The organism is Pseudomonas sp. 31 R 17 (genome assembly GCF_900004915.1).
Lineage (GTDB): Bacteria > Pseudomonadota > Gammaproteobacteria > Pseudomonadales > Pseudomonadaceae > Aquipseudomonas > Aquipseudomonas orientalis_A.
Genome location: NZ_CVTN01000065.1, coordinates 60,768 through 77,729 on the forward strand (window position 1 = coordinate 60,768; position 16,962 = coordinate 77,729).

At 62.7% G+C, this 16,962-nt stretch carries 15 protein-coding genes; all 15 read left to right on the forward strand.

All coding sequences use genetic code 11. The annotated features are described in order from the left end of the window. Nucleotides 1-77: 77 nt before the first annotated feature. The 15 genes from mraZ (at nucleotide 78) to ftsZ (ending at nucleotide 16,873) form a co-directional block, all read left to right on the forward strand. Nucleotides 78-533 (forward strand): division/cell wall cluster transcriptional repressor MraZ, encoded by a 456-nt coding sequence (gene mraZ, locus BFP89_RS12615; protein WP_004371993.1) that lies wholly within the window; start codon nucleotides 78-80, stop codon nucleotides 531-533. After that, complete coding sequence (gene rsmH, locus BFP89_RS12620) at nucleotides 530-1,477, forward strand: 16S rRNA (cytosine(1402)-N(4))-methyltransferase RsmH (RefSeq protein ID WP_057724614.1); 948 nt, start codon at nucleotides 530-532, stop codon at nucleotides 1,475-1,477. The genes mraZ and rsmH overlap by 4 nt, the downstream gene beginning before the upstream one ends. Then, nucleotides 1,474-1,767 carry a cell division protein FtsL gene (gene ftsL / locus BFP89_RS12625; RefSeq protein ID WP_057724615.1) on the forward strand — a complete coding sequence of 98 codons (294 nt, stop codon included), beginning with the start codon at nucleotides 1,474-1,476 and terminating at the stop codon, nucleotides 1,765-1,767. The genes rsmH and ftsL overlap by 4 nt, the downstream gene beginning before the upstream one ends. After that, nucleotides 1,767-3,509, forward strand: coding sequence for a peptidoglycan D,D-transpeptidase FtsI family protein (locus BFP89_RS12630; protein ID WP_163001703.1), 1,743 nt, complete (start codon nucleotides 1,767-1,769; stop codon nucleotides 3,507-3,509). The genes ftsL and BFP89_RS12630 overlap by 1 nt, the downstream gene beginning before the upstream one ends. Then, nucleotides 3,509-4,972 (forward strand): UDP-N-acetylmuramoyl-L-alanyl-D-glutamate--2,6-diaminopimelate ligase, encoded by a 1,464-nt coding sequence (locus BFP89_RS12635; protein ID WP_065885822.1) that lies wholly within the window; start codon nucleotides 3,509-3,511, stop codon nucleotides 4,970-4,972. Before BFP89_RS12630 ends, BFP89_RS12635 begins: the two co-directional genes overlap by 1 nt. Continuing rightward, a complete protein-coding gene (murF, locus tag BFP89_RS12640) occupies nucleotides 4,965-6,335 on the forward strand; it encodes a UDP-N-acetylmuramoyl-tripeptide--D-alanyl-D-alanine ligase (protein ID WP_065885823.1) in 1,371 nt (456 codons plus the stop codon). Before BFP89_RS12635 ends, murF begins: the two co-directional genes overlap by 8 nt. Next, nucleotides 6,335-7,417 carry a phospho-N-acetylmuramoyl-pentapeptide-transferase gene (mraY, locus tag BFP89_RS12645; protein ID WP_057724619.1) on the forward strand — a complete coding sequence of 361 codons (1,083 nt, stop codon included), beginning with the start codon at nucleotides 6,335-6,337 and terminating at the stop codon, nucleotides 7,415-7,417. The genes murF and mraY overlap by 1 nt, the downstream gene beginning before the upstream one ends. Nucleotides 7,418-7,423: 6 nt before the next feature. Continuing rightward, nucleotides 7,424-8,770: a UDP-N-acetylmuramoyl-L-alanine--D-glutamate ligase gene (murD, locus tag BFP89_RS12650; RefSeq protein WP_065885824.1), complete on the forward strand. Its 1,347-nt coding sequence runs from the start codon at nucleotides 7,424-7,426 to the stop codon at nucleotides 8,768-8,770. Continuing rightward, complete coding sequence (gene ftsW, locus BFP89_RS12655) at nucleotides 8,767-9,990, forward strand: putative lipid II flippase FtsW (protein ID WP_065885825.1); 1,224 nt, start codon at nucleotides 8,767-8,769, stop codon at nucleotides 9,988-9,990. Before murD ends, ftsW begins: the two co-directional genes overlap by 4 nt. After that, nucleotides 9,980-11,050, forward strand: a complete 1,071-nt coding sequence (murG, locus tag BFP89_RS12660; RefSeq protein WP_065885826.1) for an undecaprenyldiphospho-muramoylpentapeptide beta-N-acetylglucosaminyltransferase — start codon at nucleotides 9,980-9,982, stop codon at nucleotides 11,048-11,050. Before ftsW ends, murG begins: the two co-directional genes overlap by 11 nt. After that, complete coding sequence (murC, locus tag BFP89_RS12665) at nucleotides 11,043-12,488, forward strand: UDP-N-acetylmuramate--L-alanine ligase (protein ID WP_065885827.1); 1,446 nt, start codon at nucleotides 11,043-11,045, stop codon at nucleotides 12,486-12,488. Before murG ends, murC begins: the two co-directional genes overlap by 8 nt. Continuing rightward, nucleotides 12,485-13,441 (forward strand): D-alanine--D-alanine ligase, encoded by a 957-nt coding sequence (locus BFP89_RS12670; protein WP_065885828.1) that lies wholly within the window; start codon nucleotides 12,485-12,487, stop codon nucleotides 13,439-13,441. The genes murC and BFP89_RS12670 overlap by 4 nt, the downstream gene beginning before the upstream one ends. A gap of 3 nt (nucleotides 13,442-13,444) precedes the next feature. Then, the gene (locus BFP89_RS12675; protein WP_065885829.1) at nucleotides 13,445-14,314 is read left to right on the forward strand and encodes a cell division protein FtsQ/DivIB; all 870 of its coding nucleotides are present in this window, start codon (nucleotides 13,445-13,447) and stop codon (nucleotides 14,312-14,314) included. A 15-nt stretch (nucleotides 14,315-14,329) separates the two neighbouring features. Then, nucleotides 14,330-15,592 (forward strand): cell division protein FtsA, encoded by a 1,263-nt coding sequence (ftsA, locus tag BFP89_RS12680; RefSeq protein WP_057724626.1) that lies wholly within the window; start codon nucleotides 14,330-14,332, stop codon nucleotides 15,590-15,592. Nucleotides 15,593-15,667: 75 nt separating this feature from the next. Next, complete coding sequence (gene ftsZ / locus BFP89_RS12685; protein ID WP_012722300.1) at nucleotides 15,668-16,873, forward strand: cell division protein FtsZ; 1,206 nt, start codon at nucleotides 15,668-15,670, stop codon at nucleotides 16,871-16,873. Nucleotides 16,874-16,962 lie beyond the last annotated feature (89 nt).

A 16,962-nucleotide genomic window follows, 5' to 3' on the forward strand; every position in this document is an offset into this window, starting at 1 on the left:
AGTGTGCGCAAGTGGCGGAAAGTGGCACAAAGTGGGTTTTTTGAACGTAAAACGCTAAAATTTGGAGAAACGCATCTGTGTTTCGCGGAGCTAACGCTATCAGTCTCGATGCAAAAGGCCGTCTCGCTATGCCGAGCCGGTATCGTGACGAGCTCATTTCGCGAAGTTCAGGGCAGTTAATCATCACGATTGACGCTGTTGACCCTTGTTTATGTGTTTACCCCCTCGATGAGTGGGAGTTGATCGAAACCAAGTTGCGCGCGCTGCCTTCATTGCGTGAAGAAAACCGCCGCCTCCAGCGTTTGCTGATCGGTAATGCCGTCGACCTTGAACTCGATGGTAGCGGTCGTTTCCTGGTGCCTCCGCGGTTGCGCGAATACGCCAGGCTCGACAAGCGCGCGATGCTGGTAGGCCAATTGAACAAGTTCCAATTGTGGGACGAAGATGCCTGGGATGCTGTTTCTGCAGCTGACCTGGCTGCTATTCAACAACCGGGCGCCATGCCTGATGAACTGCGTGATTTGATCCTGTGACTATTGATAGCGGCTTTAACCACATCACCGTACTGCTTGACGAAGCCGTTGAGGCTCTCGCCGTACGCGCGGATGGCTGCTATCTGGACGGCACCTTCGGCAGGGGCGGGCACAGTCGGTTGATACTCAGCCAACTCGGGCCCGGCGGTAAACTCCTCGGGTTCGACAAAGACCCTCAAGCGATTGCCACCGGGCAAGCGCTAGCGGCCGAAGACGGCCGCTTTGTCGTTGTGCAGCGCAGCTTTGCCGAGCTTGGCGCCGAAGTCGCCGAGCGCGGCATGGCGGGCAAGGTGGCCGGGGTTCTGCTCGACCTGGGCGTGTCTTCGCCGCAGCTCGATGACCCGGAGCGCGGCTTCAGCTTCATGAACGACGGCCCCCTCGATATGCGCATGGACCCGACGCGTGGCGTCAGCGCCGCGCAGTTCATCGCCACCGCGCCAGTCGAAGAAATCGCCCGGGTGTTCAAGGAATACGGTGAAGAACGCTTCGCCGGCCGCATGGCCCGCGCCGTGGTCGAGCGCCGCGAGATCCAGCCGTTCGAACGCACCGCCGACCTGGCCGAAGTGCTCAAGGTCGCCAACCCGGCCTGGGAGAAGGGCAAGAACCCGGCGACCCGTGCGTTCCAGGGCTTGCGCATTCACGTCAACAACGAATTGGGCGATCTGGAGGCCGGCCTCGAGGCTGCCCTCGAGGCGCTGGAAGTGGGCGGTCGCCTGGTGGTGATCAGTTTCCATTCCCTGGAAGACCGCATCGTCAAACTGTTCATGCGGCGTCTGGTCAAGGGCGAGTCGGACAACCTGCCGCGCAACCTGCCGGTGCGTTTCGAAGCCTTTGTGCCGAAAATCAAAATCCATGGCAAAGCGCAGTTCGCCTCCGAAGCCGAACTCAAGGCCAACCCACGTTCCCGTAGCGCCGTCATGCGCGTCGCGGAGAAGTTGCGGTGAGCAAGCTTTTCGCCAAACCCCTGCCGGGCGGCAGCTTCTTTATGTTGCTGCTGTTTGTCGGCGTGCTGGTGTCCGCGATTGCGGTGTCCTACAGCGCGCATTGGAACCGTCAGTTGCTCAATACCCTCTACGGGGAATTGAGCGTGCGCGACAAGGCGCAGGCGGAATGGGGTCGGCTGATCCTGGAGCAGAGCACCTGGACGGCCCATAGCCGTATCGAAGTGCTGGCCACCGAACAACTGAAAATGCACATTCCGGGCGCTGCCGACGTTCGCATGGTGGCGCCATGATGAAGCTCGAGGGCGCACTCTACCCATGGCGCTTCCGTCTGATGCTCGGCTTGCTGGCGTTGATGGTAGGCGCGATCGTCTGGCGGATCTTCGACCTGCAGGTGGTCGACCGTGACTTCCTGATCGGCCAGGGCGACGCCCGTAGCCTGCGACATATCCCGATTCCCGCGCACCGCGGCCTGATCACCGACCGTAACGGCGAGCCCCTGGCCGTGAGTACGCCGGTGACCACCCTGTGGGCCAACGCCAAGGAATTGCAGGTGGCCAAGGACAAGTGGCCCGAACTCGCCGCTGCCCTGGGGCAGGATCGCAAGGCCCTGACCGAGCGCCTGGAAGCCCAGGCCAATAAAGAATTCATCTACCTGGTTCGCGGGCTCACCCCTGAGCAGGGTCAGCAAGTGCTCGACCTTAAAATTCCCGGTGTCTATGGCATCGAGGAATTTCGTCGTTTCTACCCGGCCGGGGAAACCACTGCGCACATGGTCGGTTTTACCGATATCGATGACCATGGCCGCGAAGGGGTCGAGTTGGCCTACGACGAATGGCTGGCCGGGGTTCCGGGCAAGCGCCAGGTCATCAAGGATCGGCGCGGCAGACTGATCAAGGATGTACAGGTCACCAAGAACGCCAAGGCCGGCAAGCCCTTGGCGTTGTCGATTGACTTGCGCCTGCAGTACCTGGCCAACCGTGAACTGCGTAACGCGATCATCGAGAACGGCGCAAAAGCCGGCAGCCTGGTGATCATGGACGTGAAGACTGGCGAGATCCTCGCCATGGTCAACCAGCCTACGTACAACCCGAACAACCGTCGCAACCTGCAACCGGCGATGATGCGCAACCGCGCCATGATCGACGTGTTCGAGCCGGGTTCGACCATGAAAGCCATCTCCATGAGCGCCGCCCTGGAAACCGGACGCTGGAAGCCCAGCGACAAGGTCGAGGTGTATCCAGGTACGTTGCAGTTGGGCAAATACACCATTCGTGACGTGTCCCGTACCGAGGGCCCGGTGTTGGACCTGACCGGCATCCTGATCAACTCCAGTAACGTGGGCATGAGCAAGGTCGCCTTTGATATCGGCGGCGAGACCATCTACCACCTGGCGCAGAAAATCGGCCTGGGTCAACCCACCGGGCTCGACTTCCCCGGTGAGCGCGTAGGCAACCTGCCGAACTACCGCGACTGGAAAAAAGCCGAGACCGCCACGCTGTCCTACGGCTACGGCCTGTCGGTGACCGCGATCCAGCTGGCCCATGCTTTCTCTGTATTGGCCAATAACGGCCGCATGGTTCCGCTGAGCCTGATCCATGTCGACGAAGCGCCGAAAGCCACCCAGGTGATCCCGGAAAAAGTCGCCAAGACCATGCAAGGCATGCTGCAACAAGTGATCGAGGCGCCGCGTGGTGTATTCCGCGCCCAGGTGCCGGCTTATCACGTGGCCGGCAAGTCCGGTACCGCACGTAAAACCTCGGTCGGCACCAAGGGCTATGCGGAAAATTCCTATCGCTCGCTGTTCGCCGGTTTCGGTCCGATGAGCGACCCACGCTACGCCATCGTCGTGGTGATCGATGAGCCGAGCAAGGCCGGTTACTTCGGTGGCCTGGTCTCGGCGCCGGTGTTCAGCAAAGTCATGTCCGGCACCCTGCGCCTCATGAACATCACGCCGGACAACCTGCCGCCGACCCAGCAAGCGAACGCCGCACCGCCGGTAGCCGCCGTAAAAGCCAATGGAGGGCGCGGCTGATGTCTCTTAGCCTGAACAAGATTTTTGCCCACGCCGGCCGCGATCTGTTGATCCGCGAGTTGAGCCTGGACAGCCGCACGGTACGCGCCGGTGACTTGTTCCTGGCGGTGCCTGGTGGCAAATTCGATGGCCGTGCGCACATCGCCGATGCCCTGCAGCGTGGCGCTGCCGCCGTGGCCTATGAAGTGGATGGCGCGACTGTGCTGCCAATCACCGATGTGCCGTTGATTCCGGTGAAGAACCTGGCCGCCCAGCTGTCCGACATCGCCGGGCGCTTCTATGGCGAGCCGAGCCGCCACCTCAATCTGGTCGGCGTGACCGGCACCAACGGCAAGACCAGCGTGACCCAGCTGGTCGCCCAGGCGCTGGACCTGCTGGGCCAGCACTGCGGCATCGTCGGTACCCTGGGCACCGGCTTTTATGGCGCGTTGCAAAGCGGCCTGCACACCACGCCGAACCCGATTGCCGTGCAGGCGACCCTGGCCGACCTGAAAAAGGCCGGCGCCAGGGCGGTTGCCATGGAAGTCTCGTCCCATGGCCTGGACCAGGGCCGCGTGACAGCGTTGGCGTTTGATGTGGCCGTGATAACCAACCTGTCCCGTGACCACCTGGACTACCACGGCACCATGGAGGCGTACGCCGCCGCCAAGGCCAAGCTGTTCGCCTGGAATGATCTGAAATGCCGGGTGGTCAACCTCGACGACGCGTTTGGCCGCCAGCTGGCTGCCCAGGACAGCGAAGCGCGCCTGATCAGCTATAGCCTGGAGGATTCCAGCGCCTACCTGTATTGCCGTGAGGCCCAATTCAATGACGAAGGCGTGCGCGCTACGTTGGTTACGCCTCAGGGCGAACACCATTTGCGCAGCACCTTGCTCGGTCGCTTCAACCTGAGCAACGTGCTGGCCGCTATCGGCGCGCTGCTCGGCCTGGATTACGCCCTCGACGAAATCCTCAAGGTCTTGCCGAAGCTGGAAGGCCCTGCCGGTCGCATGCAGCGCCTGGGTGGCGGCACACAACCGCTGGTGGTGGTCGACTACGCTCACACCCCTGACGCCCTGGAAAAAGTCCTGCTGGCGCTGCGCCCCCATGCCAAGGGCAAGCTGTTGTGCCTGTTCGGCTGCGGCGGCGACCGCGATCGCGGCAAGCGTCCGTTGATGGCCGAGATTGTCGAGCGCCTGGCTGACGGCGTGCTGGTGACCGACGACAACCCGCGCAGCGAAGACCCAGGGCGGATTTTCGACGATATCCGCGAAGGCTTCAAAGACACCGCCAACGTCACCTTCGTGGCCGGTCGCGGCGCCGCCATCGCGCAATTGATCGCTGGCGCCAGCGCGGATGACGTGGTCGTGCTGGCCGGCAAGGGGCATGAGGATTACCAGGAAATCAACGGCGAGCGTCATGCCTTTTCCGATCTGGTCGAGGCGGATCGCGCCTTGACTGCCTGGGAGGTCGCCCATGCTTAAGGCGATGACATTCAGCGAACTGGCCCAGGCGTTGTCCGCCCGCGTGCTGTCCAGCGATTGCACGTTCGACGGCGTCAGTATCGACAGCCGCAACATCACGCCGGGCCAGTTGTTCGTCGCCCTCGCAGGCCCGCGCTTCGATGGCCATGACTACCTTAACGAAGTCGCCGCCAAAGGCGCCGTGGGTGCCCTGGTGCAACGCGAAGTGGCACACGCCACGTTGCCGCAGTTGCTGGTTGCCGATACCCGCCTGGCCCTGGGTCAACTGGGCGCGCTGAACCGCGCCGCCTTCGACAAGCCGGTTGCCGCCGTCACCGGTTCCAGTGGCAAGACCACCGTCAAAGAGCTGTTGGCCGGTGTACTGCGCACGCGCGGGCCGGTGCTCGCTACCCGTGGCAACCTGAACAATGATTTCGGCGCACCGCTGACCCTGCTCGAACTGGCCCCGGAACACACGGCGGCGGTGATCGAGCTGGGCGCTTCACGCATCGGCGAGATTGCCTACACCGTGGCGCTGACCCAGCCTCACGTCGCGATTATCAACAACGCAGGCACCGCCCACGTCGGTGAGTTCGGCGGCCCGGAAAAAATCGTCGAAGCCAAGGGCGAAATCCTTGAAGGCCTCGACGCTTCGGGCACTGCTGTACTGAATCTGGATGACAAGGCGTTCGAGACCTGGCGTGCACGCGCTGCCGGTCGCAAGGTACTGACGTTTGCCGTGCTGAACGCTGCGGCCGATTTCCACGCCTCCACCATTACCGTCGATGCACGGGGTTGCCCGTCCTTCACCTTGCATACCCCGCAAGGCAATGAGCACGTGCAATTGAACCTGCTGGGCAACCATAACGTCGCCAACGCCCTGGCCGCCGCCGCTGCCGCTTACGCCCTGGGCGTGTCGCTGTTCGGCATCGCCACAGGCCTGGGCGCGGTGCAGCCGGTCAAGGGGCGCACCGTGGCGCAATTGGCCAGTAACGGCATGCGCGTGATCGATGACACCTACAACGCCAACCCGTCTTCCATCAATGCCGCCGTGGACCTGCTCACAGGCTTCGATGGGCGCAAAGTGCTGGTACTGGGCGATATCGGCGAACTGGGCGACTGGGCCGAGCAAGGCCACCGCGAAGTCGGTGCCTATGCCGCCGGTAAAGTCGACGCGCTCTACGCAGTCGGCCCGAACATGGCTCACGCGGTAGACGCCTTCGGCCCCGGCGCGCGCCATTTCGCGACCCAGGCCGAATTGATCCAGGCGTTGGCTGCGGCCGAGCACGATAAACACACAACCATTTTGATCAAGGGATCGCGCAGCGCGGTGATGGAAAACGTCGTCGCAGCCTTGTGTGGCTCAAGTACGGAGAAACATTAATGCTGCTGCTGCTGGCTGAGTATCTGCAACAGTTCCACAAAGGCTTCGCGGTCTTTCAGTACCTGACCCTGCGCGGGATCCTGGGTGTGCTGACCGCGCTGTGTTTGTCGCTGTTCCTGGGGCCGTGGATGATCCGCACCCTGCAGAACCTGCAAATTGGTCAATCGGTTCGCAATGACGGACCGCAGTCGCACCTGTCCAAGTCCGGCACCCCGACCATGGGCGGTGCGTTGATCCTGTCGTCCATCGGCGTCAGCACCCTGCTCTGGGCCGATCTGCATAACCGCTATGTGTGGGTGGTGCTGCTGGTGACCCTGCTGTTCGGCGCCATCGGCTGGGTGGATGACTACCGCAAAGTGATCGAGAAAAACTCCAAGGGCCTGCCAAGCCGCTGGAAGTATTTCTGGCAATCGGTATTCGGCCTGGCGGCGGCGATCTTCCTCTACACCACCGCGCCTAGCGCCGTTGAAACCACCCTGATCATCCCGATGCTCAAGGACGCCAGCATTCCACTGGGCATCGGCTTCGTGGTGCTGACCTATTTCGTGATTGTCGGCTCCAGCAACGCGGTGAACCTGACCGACGGCCTCGACGGCCTGGCGATCATGCCGACGGTGATGGTGGGCGGCGCGCTCGGCATCTTCTGCTACCTGTCGGGTAACGTGAAATTCGCTGAATACCTGCTGATTCCCTATGTGCCGGGCGCGGGCGAGTTGATCGTGTTCTGCGGCGCGCTGATCGGTGCCGGCCTGGGGTTCCTGTGGTTCAACACCTACCCGGCGCAAGTGTTCATGGGCGACGTCGGCGCACTGGCGCTGGGCGCGGCACTGGGCACCATCGCGGTGATCGTGCGCCAGGAAATCGTGCTGTTCATCATGGGCGGTGTGTTCGTGATGGAAACCCTGTCGGTGGTCATCCAGGTGGCCTCCTTCAAATTGACCGGGCGCCGCGTATTTCGCATGGCGCCGATTCACCACCACTTTGAACTCAAGGGCTGGCCCGAGCCACGCGTGATCGTCCGTTTCTGGATCATCACCGTGATTCTGGTACTGGTCGGCCTTGCCACCCTGAAACTGAGGTAGAAACGAGTGTCCCTGATCGCTTCAGACCACTTCCGCATCGTTGTCGGCCTCGGCAAGAGCGGCATGTCCCTGGTTCGCTTCCTGGCGAACCGGGGCACGTCGTTCGCCGTGGCCGATACGCGGGAAAATCCACCGGAGCTGGTCACGCTGCGCCGTGACTACCCGCACGTGGAAGTGCGCTGTGGCGAACTGGATGTCGAGTTTCTGTGCCGCGCCGATGAGCTCTACGTGAGCCCCGGCCTGGCGCTGGCTACACCGGCCCTGCAAGCCGCTGCGGCGCGGGGCGTGAAGCTGTCCGGCGATATCGACCTGTTTGCGCGCAACGCCAAGGCGCCGATCGTGGCCATCAGCGGTTCCAACGCAAAAAGCACCGTGACCACCCTGGTCGGCGAAATGGCGGCTGCGGCCGGCAAGCGCGTGGCGGTGGGCGGCAACCTGGGGATGCCTGCGCTGGACCTGCTCAGCGACGACGTCGAGCTGTACGTGATGGAGCTGTCGAGTTTCCAGCTGGAAACCACTCACGAGCTGGGCGCCGAAGTGGCCACCGTGTTGAACGTCAGCGAAGACCACATGGACCGCTACAGCGGCCTGCCGGCTTATCACCTGGCCAAGCATCGGATCTTCCGCGGTGCCAGGCAGTTTGTGGTCAACCGCCAGGATGCCCTGAGCCGTCCACTGATCGGCGAGGGCATGCCGTGCTGGACCTTCGGCCTGGGCAAGCCCGACTTCAAGGCATTCGGCATTCGCGAAGAGAACGGCGAGAAGTACCTGGCCTTCGAATTCCAGAACCTGATGCCGGCGCGCGAACTGAAAATCCGTGGCGCCCATAACCAATCCAATGCCCTGGCAGCCCTGGCGCTCGGCCACGCGGTTGGCCTGCCGTTCGACGCCATGCTCGCCGCCCTGCGCACGTTCGCCGGCCTTGAGCATCGCTGCCAGTGGGTGCGCGACCTCGATGGCGTCAGCTATTACAACGATTCCAAAGCCACCAATGTCGGTGCTGCCCTGGCAGCCATCGAAGGCCTGGGTGCCGATATCGACGGCAAGGTGGTGCTGATCGCCGGTGGCGACGGCAAGGGTGCCGACTTCAAGGACCTTAAAGGCCCGGTGGCTGCGCATTGCCGCGCCGTGGTGTTGATGGGCCGCGATTCGGACCTGATCGCCGCCGCCCTGGGTGACGCTGTGCCGCAGGTGCGTGCCACTTCCCTGGATGACGCGATTGCCCGGTGCAAGGCCCTGGCCCAGCCGGGTGATGCGGTGCTGCTGTCGCCGGCCTGCGCCAGTTTCGACATGTTCAAGAACTATGAAGAGCGCGGCCAGCTGTTCGCCCGCGCCGTGGAGGCTTTGGCATGAGCCTCAACCTTAAGAACATTATCAAGCCGTACCCGTCGCCGATCATTACCGGGCGCGGCATCGACCTGGATTTCCCAATGCTCGCCGGTTGCCTGGCGCTGCTCGGCCTGGGCCTGGTGATGATCACCTCGGCATCTTCCGAAGTGGCCGCCGTGCAGTCGGGCAACACCCTGTACATGATGATCCGCCACCTGGTGTACCTGGTGATCGGCCTCGGTGCGTGCATCGTCACCATGATGATTCCGATCGCCACCTGGCAGCGCCTGGGTTGGCTGATGCTGATCGGCGCGTTCGGTTTGCTGGTCATGGTGATCCTGCCCGGCATCGGCCGCGAGGTGAACGGTTCGATGCGCTGGATCGGCTTCGGTGCGTTCAACGTACAGCCGTCGGAAATCGCCAAGGTGTTCGTGGTGATTTACCTGGCCGGCTACCTGGTACGCCGTCAGAAAGAAGTGCGCGAAAGCTGGATGGGCTTCTTCAAGCCGTTCATCGTGCTGCTGCCCATGGCCGGCCTGCTGCTGATGGAGCCCGACTTCGGTGCCACCGTGGTGATGATGGGGGCTGCCGCCGCGATGCTGTTCCTCGGCGGTGTCGGTCTGTTCCGTTTCACCTTGATGGTGGTGCTGGCCGTCGCGGCGGTCACGATCCTGGTGCAGGCGCAACCCTACCGGATGGCGCGCCTGATTACCTTTACCGACCCGTGGTCCGACCAGTTCGGCTCCGGCTACCAGCTGACCCAGGCGTTGATCGCGTTCGGGCGCGGCGAGTGGCTGGGCGTGGGCCTGGGCAACAGCGTGCAGAAGCAGTTCTACCTGCCGGAAGCGCACACCGACTTCGTGTTCTCGGTGCTCGCCGAGGAACTGGGCGTGGTCGGTTCGCTGTGCACCGTCGCGCTGTTCGTATTTGTCTGCGTGCGCGGCATGTACATCGGCTTGTGGGCCGAGAAAGCCAAACAGTATTTCGCCGCCTATGTGGCGTACGGCTTGTCGTTCCTGTGGATCGGCCAGTTCCTGATCAATATCGGCGTGAACGTCGGCTTGCTGCCGACCAAGGGCCTGACCCTGCCGTTCCTCAGTTACGGCGGCAGTTCGCTGGTGATTTGCTGCGCTTGCCTGGGCTTGTTGCTGCGCATCGAGTGGGAAAGTCGTACGCACCTGGGCAGCGAAGAGATGGAGTTCAGCGAAAGCGACTTCGCCGAGGAGCCGACCCATGGGCGCTAACGTGCTGATCATGGCCGGCGGCACCGGGGGCCATGTGTTCCCGGCCCTGGCCTGCGCGCGTGAATTCCAGAGCCGTGGCTACAGCGTGCACTGGTTGGGCACGCCGCGCGGCATCGAGAACGAACTGGTGCCGAACGCCGGTTTGACGCTGCACCTGATCAACGTCACCGGCCTGCGTGGCAAGGGCAAATTGTCCCTGCTCAAGGCGCCGTTCGTGTTGCTCAAGGCGGTCCTGCAGGCACGCAAGATCATCCGCGAACTGAAGCCGGTGTGCGTGCTCGGCTTTGGCGGTTATGTGACCGGCCCCGGTGGTGTGGCGGCGAAACTCGCCGGCGTACCGGTGATTGTCCATGAACAGAACGCCGTCGCCGGTACCGCCAACCGTCTGCTGGTGCCGTTGGCCGCGCGGGTGTGTGAAGCCTTCCCGAAAACGTTCGCGGCTTCGGACAAGCTTCGCACCACCGGCAACCCGGTGCGTACCGAACTGTTCATGACCATCGCACGTGAAGCGCTGGCCGGACGCAAGGCACACCTGCTGATCCTGGGCGGAAGCCTGGGCGCCGAGCCACTGAACAAATTGCTGCCTGAAGCCGTTGCGCAACTGCCCGAAGCACTGCGTCCGGAAATCTTCCATCAGGCCGGCAAAAACCACGATGAAGTCACCGCCACGCGCTATCGCGAAGCCGGTGTCGAGGCGAACGTACAGCCCTTCATCAAAGACATGGCCCAAGCCTATGGCTGGGCCGACCTGGTGGTCTGTCGCGCTGGTGCGCTGACCGTCAGTGAACTGGCTGCCGCCGGTCTGCCGTCATTGCTGGTGCCTCTGCCCCATGCAATCGACGATCACCAGACCCGCAACGCCGAATATTTGGCCGGGGAGGGCGCTGCCTTCCTGCTGCCGCAAAGAACGACTGGCGCCGCCGATTTGGCCGCACGCCTGACCGAGGTTTTGATGCAACCGGAACGACTCAACAGCATGGCGAGCACCGCAAGCCGCCTGGCCAAACCTGACGCAACCCGCACCGTGGTCGATATCTGCCTGGAGGTGGCCCATGGTTGAGAATCAGAAAGCCATGCCGCAACCGGAAATGCGCCGCATCCGTCGCATCCACTTCGTCGGTATCGGCGGCGTGGGCATGTGCGGCATTGCCGAAGTATTGCTGAACCTGGGCTATCAGGTGTCCGGCTCCGATTTGAAAGAGTCGCCGGTCACCGAGCGCCTGAAGTCCTTTGGCGCGCAGATCTTTATCGGCCACCGTGCCGAGAATGCCGCCGAGGCCGATGTGCTGGTGGTATCCAGCGCTGTGAATACCTCCAACCCGGAAGTGGCCACCGCCCTCGAACGTCGTATACCCGTGGTGCCGCGCGCCGAAATGCTCGCCGAGCTGATGCGCTACCGCCACGGCATCGCCGTCGCCGGTACTCACGGCAAGACCACCACCACCAGCCTGATCGCCTCGGTGTTCGCCGCCGGCGGCCTGGACCCGACCTTCGTCATCGGTGGCCGCCTGAATGCAGCCGGCACCAATGCCCAGCTCGGCACCAGCCGCTACCTGATCGCAGAAGCCGATGAAAGTGACGCGAGCTTCCTGCACCTGCAACCGCTGGTCGCCGTCGTCACCAACATCGACGAAGACCACATGGCGACCTACGACGGTGACTTCAACAAGTTGAAGAAAACCTTCGTCGATTTCCTGCACAACCTGCCGTTCTACGGCTTGGCGGTGGTGTGCCTGGACGATCCGGTGGTGCGCGAAATCCTGCCGCAGGTCAAGCGCCCGACCGTGACCTACGGCTTCAGCGAAGACGCCGACGTGCGTGCGATCAATGTACGTCAGCAAGGCATGCAGACCTTCTTCACCGTGCTGCGCCCCGACCGCGAGCCGCTGGATGTCTCGGTGAATATGCCGGGCAACCACAACGTACTGAACTCCCTGGCGACCATTTGCATTGCCACCGATGAGGGCGTCAGCGATGAAGCCATTGTCGAGGGCCTGTCGCGCTTTGCCGGTGTCGGCCGACGCTTCCAGGTCTACGGCCAACTGCCGGTCGAAGGCGGCGACGTGATGCTGGTGGACGACTACGGTCACCACCCGACCGAAGTCGCCGCCGTGATCAAGGCCGTGCGCGGTGGCTGGCCGGAGCGCCGCCTGGTGATGGTCTACCAGCCGCACCGCTACAGCCGCACCCGCGACCTGTACGACGACTTCGTCAATGTATTGGCCGATGCCAACGTGCTGCTGCTGATGGAGGTCTACCCGGCCGGTGAAGAACCGATCCCGGGCGCCGACAGCCGCAAGCTGTGCAACAGCATCCGTCAGCGCGGGCAGTTGGACCCGATCTACATCGAGCGTGGTGTGGACCTGGCGCCGATCGTCAAGCCGCTGCTGCGCGCCGGCGACATCCTGCTGTGCCAGGGTGCCGGTGATATCGGTGGTCTTGCCCCCAAACTGCTCGCGAGTCCTTTGTTCACCGCCGAGAAGGGAGCATCGAAATGATCACTGATTACGCCTCCCTGTTCTCCACGGTCGCGCCGGCCGACTTCGGTCGCGTCGCGGTGCTGTTCGGCGGCAAGAGCGCCGAGCGCGAAGTGTCGCTCAAGTCCGGCAATGCCGTGCTGCAAGCCCTGCAAAGCGCCGGCGTGAACGCGTTCGGCATCGACGTGGGCGATGACTTCCTCGCCCGCCTGCAGGCCGAAAAAATCGACCGCGCCTTCATCATTCTGCATGGCCGTGGCGGTGAAGACGGCAGCATGCAGGGCCTGCTCGAGTGCGCCGGCATTCCCTACACCGGCAGCGGCATCCTGGCGTCGGCGCTGGCGATGGACAAGTTGCGCACCAAGCAGGTGTGGCACAGCCTGGGGATTCCAACCCCGCGTCATGCCGTGCTGTGCAGCGAAGACGATTGTATTTCTGCAGCCAAGGAACTGGGCCTGCCTTTGATCGTCAAACCAGCCCATGAAGGCTCCAGTATCGGCATGGCCAAAGTGAACTCGGCCGCCGAATTGATCGACGCATGGAAAGCGGCAAGCACCTACGATTCGCAAGTGATGGTGGAACAGTGGATCCAGGGTCCCGAGTACACCATCGCCACCCTGCGTGGCCAGGTATTGCCGCCCATCGCCTTGGGCACGCCCCACACTTTTTACGATTACGACGCCAAGTACGTGGCTTCCGATACCCAGTACCGGATTCCCTGCGGTCTTGACGCAACCAAGGAACAACACTTGATGGACCTCACGGCGAAAGCCTGTGAGGCGCTGGGTATCGCCGGCTGGGCGCGGGCAGACGTGATGCAGGATGACCAGGGCAATTTCTGGTTCCTGGAAGTCAACACCGCACCGGGCATGACCGACCACAGCCTGGTCCCCATGGCCGCCCGTGCCGCCGGCCTGGATTTCCAGCAGTTGGTGCTGGCGATCCTGGCCGCCAGCATCGAGCCAAGAGGCTAAGACATGAAAGGCGCATCGCTTCGTCATCAGCCCCCACAAGCACCGAGCCGCAAGCCGGTGCCACGGGGTGCCAGCCGCATGGTGGCCAAAGAGCCGATGTCGGCGCGCCTGCCCAAAGCCAACTTTGGTTTCATCAAGGCGCTGTTCTGGCCGGTGTTGCTGGTGGTGCTGGGTTTTGGCACCTACGAGGGCGCGCAGCGTCTGTTGCCGTATGCCGATCGGCCGATCACCAAAATCAGCGTGCAGGGCGACTTGAGCTACATCAGCCAGCAAGCGGTGCAGCAGCGCATCAGCCCGTTCCTGGCGGCGAGCTTCTTCACCATCGACCTGGCCGGCATGCGCGCCGAGCTGGAACAGATGCCGTGGATCGCCCACGCCGAAGTCCGTCGCGTATGGCCGGACCAGGTCACGATCCGCCTGGAAGAACAACTGCCCGTGGCCCGCTGGGGCGATGGTGCACTGTTGAACAACCAGGGGCAGGCGTTTGCGCCGCGTGAAGTGGCGAACTATGAGCACCTGCCGCAGCTGTTCGGGCCGCAGCGGGCGCAACAGCAAGTGATGCAGCAGTACCAGGCCTTGAGCCAGATGCTGCGGCCACTGGGCTTCTCCATTGCACGCCTGGAATTGCGTGAGCGGGGCAGCTGGTTTCTGACGACCGGGGCAGGCAGTTCCGGCCCGGGCATCGAGTTGTTGCTGGGACGCGACCGCTTGGTGGAAAAGATGCGCCGCTTTATTGCCATCTATGAAAAAACCTTGAAAGAACAGATCACGAACATTGCGAGCGTCGACCTGCGTTACGCCAACGGCCTGGCCGTCGGTTGGCGTGTACCGGCGGCGCCCACGGCAGCACAACCCGCTGTCGCGAAGAATTAAGAAGAGGCAGGACCCATGGCAAACGTGCAAAGCGGCAAAATGATCGTCGGTCTCGATATCGGCACCTCCAAGGTGGTGGCGCTGGTCGGCGAGGTCGGTGAAGACGGCACGATCGAAATCGTCGGTATTGGCACGCATCCGTCCCGGGGCCTGAAGAAGGGCGTGGTGGTGAACATCGAGTCCACCGTGCAATCGATCCAGCGCGCCATCGAAGAAGCGCAGCTGATGGCCGGTTGCCGGATTCACTCGGCGTTCGTCGGCGTGGCCGGCAACCATATCCGCAGCCTGAACTCCCACGGCATCGTGGCGATCCGCGACCGTGAGGTCAGCGCGGCCGACCTCGAGCGCGTCCTCGACGCCGCCCAGGCCGTGGCGATCCCGGCTGACCAGCGTGTGCTGCACACCTTGCCGCAGGACTACGTGATCGATAACCAGGAAGGCGTGCGCGAGCCGCTGGGCATGTCGGGCGTGCGCCTGGAAGCCAAGGTCCACGTGGTGACCTGCGCCGTCAACGCTGCACAGAACATTGAAAAATGCGTGCGCCGCTGTGGCCTGGAAATTGACGACATCATTCTTGAGCAATTGGCGTCCGCGTATTCGGTACTGACCGACGACGAAAAAGAACTGGGCGTGTGCCTGGTGGACATCGGCGGCGGCACCACCGACATCGCGATCTTCACCGAGGGTGCGATCCGTCACACCGCCGTGATCCCGATCGCCGGCGACCAGGTCACCAACGACATCGCCATGGCGTTGCGTACACCGACCCAGTACGCCGAAGAAATCAAGATCCGCTACGCCTGCGCCCTGGCCAAGCTGGCCGGTGCCGGTGAAACCATCAAGGTACCGAGCGTCGGCGACCGTCCGCCGCGCGAACTGTCGCGCCAGGCCCTGGCCGAAGTGGTCGAGCCGCGTTACGACGAGCTGTTCACCCTGATCCAGGCAGAGCTGCGTCGCAGCGGCTACGAAGATTTGATCCCGGCCGGCATCGTGCTGACCGGTGGCACCTCGAAGATGGAAGGCGCGGTCGAACTGGCCGAGGAAATCTTCCACATGCCGGTGCGCCTCGGCGTGCCCCATGGCGTCAAGGGCCTGGGCGACGTGGTGCGCAACCCGATTTATTCCACTGGTGTGGGCTTGCTGTTGTACGGACTGCAAAAGCAGACCGACGGCATTTCCCTGTCGGGCCCGAGTATCCGTGACAGCTACCGCAGCGATGACGAAGCCAAAGCGCCGTTGTTCGAGCGGCTGCAGGCGTGGGTCAAAGGCAATTTCTAAAGACTTACCGTGACACCGCAACACCCGTAACAAGCAGTAGGCGAAAAAACTAGAGAAAACGAAAGGAGAGGGAACATGTTTGAACTCGTAGACAACATCCCCGCTAGCCCGGTTATCAAAGTAATCGGTGTCGGCGGTGGCGGCGGCAACGCTGTCAACCATATGGTCAAGAGCAACATTGAAGGCGTTGAATTCATCTGCGCCAACACTGATGCCCAGGCGCTGAAAAGTATCGGCGCGCGGACCATCCTGCAATTGGGCACAGCCGTGACCAAGGGCCTCGGCGCTGGCGCCAACCCGGAAGTCGGCCGTCAAGCCGCTCTGGAAGACCGCGAGCGTATTGCCGAAGTGCTGCAAGGCACTAACATGGTGTTCATCACCACCGGCATGGGCGGCGGTACCGGTACCGGTGCAGCGCCGATCATTGCCGAAGTGGCCAAGGAAATGGGGATCCTGACGGTTGCTGTCGTGACCCGTCCGTTCCCGTTCGAAGGCCGCAAGCGCATGCAGATCGCCGACGAAGGTATCCGTCTGCTGTCTGAAAGCGTCGACTCGTTGATCACCATTCCCAACGAGAAACTGCTGACCATCCTGGGCAAGGACGCAAGCCTGCTGTCCGCGTTCGCCAAGGCTGACGATGTACTGGCCGGTGCCGTTCGCGGTATCTCCGACATCATCAAGCGCCCGGGCATGATCAACGTCGACTTTGCCGACGTACGTACCGTCATGAGTGAAATGGGCATGGCGATGATGGGCACCGGCTGCGCCAGCGGTCCGAACCGTGCACGCGAAGCCACCGAAGCGGCCATCCGCAACCCGCTGCTCGAAGACGTGAACCTGCAAGGTGCACGCGGCATCCTGGTGAATATCACCGCCGGCCCTGACCTGTCCCTGGGTGAGTACTCCGACGTGGGTAGCATCATCGAAGCCTTCGCTTCCGAGCACGCCATGGTCAAGGTCGGTACCGTTATCGATCCGGACATGCGCGACGAGCTGCACGTGACCGTGGTTGCGACCGGCCTGGGTGCGAAAATCGAGAAGCCTGTGAAGGTCATCGACAACACCCTGCACAACAGCCAGGCCAGCCACGCCAGCCAGTCGGCTGCCGCTCCAGCGCCTTCGCGCCAGGAACTGCCGTCGGTGAACTACCGTGACCTGGACCGTCCGACCGTGATGCGCAACCAGGCTCAGGCCGGTGCTGCGGCGTCCCGTAGCCCGAATCCGCAAGACGATCTGGACTACCTGGATATCCCGGCATTCCTGCGTCGTCAGGCCGATTAATGGAATGTATCAGGGCTATGAAGGTGATTGGTGTTCAGCAAAGGTCTGGTCTGCTATTATCGCCAGCCTTTGTTGATACCAGTTCGCAA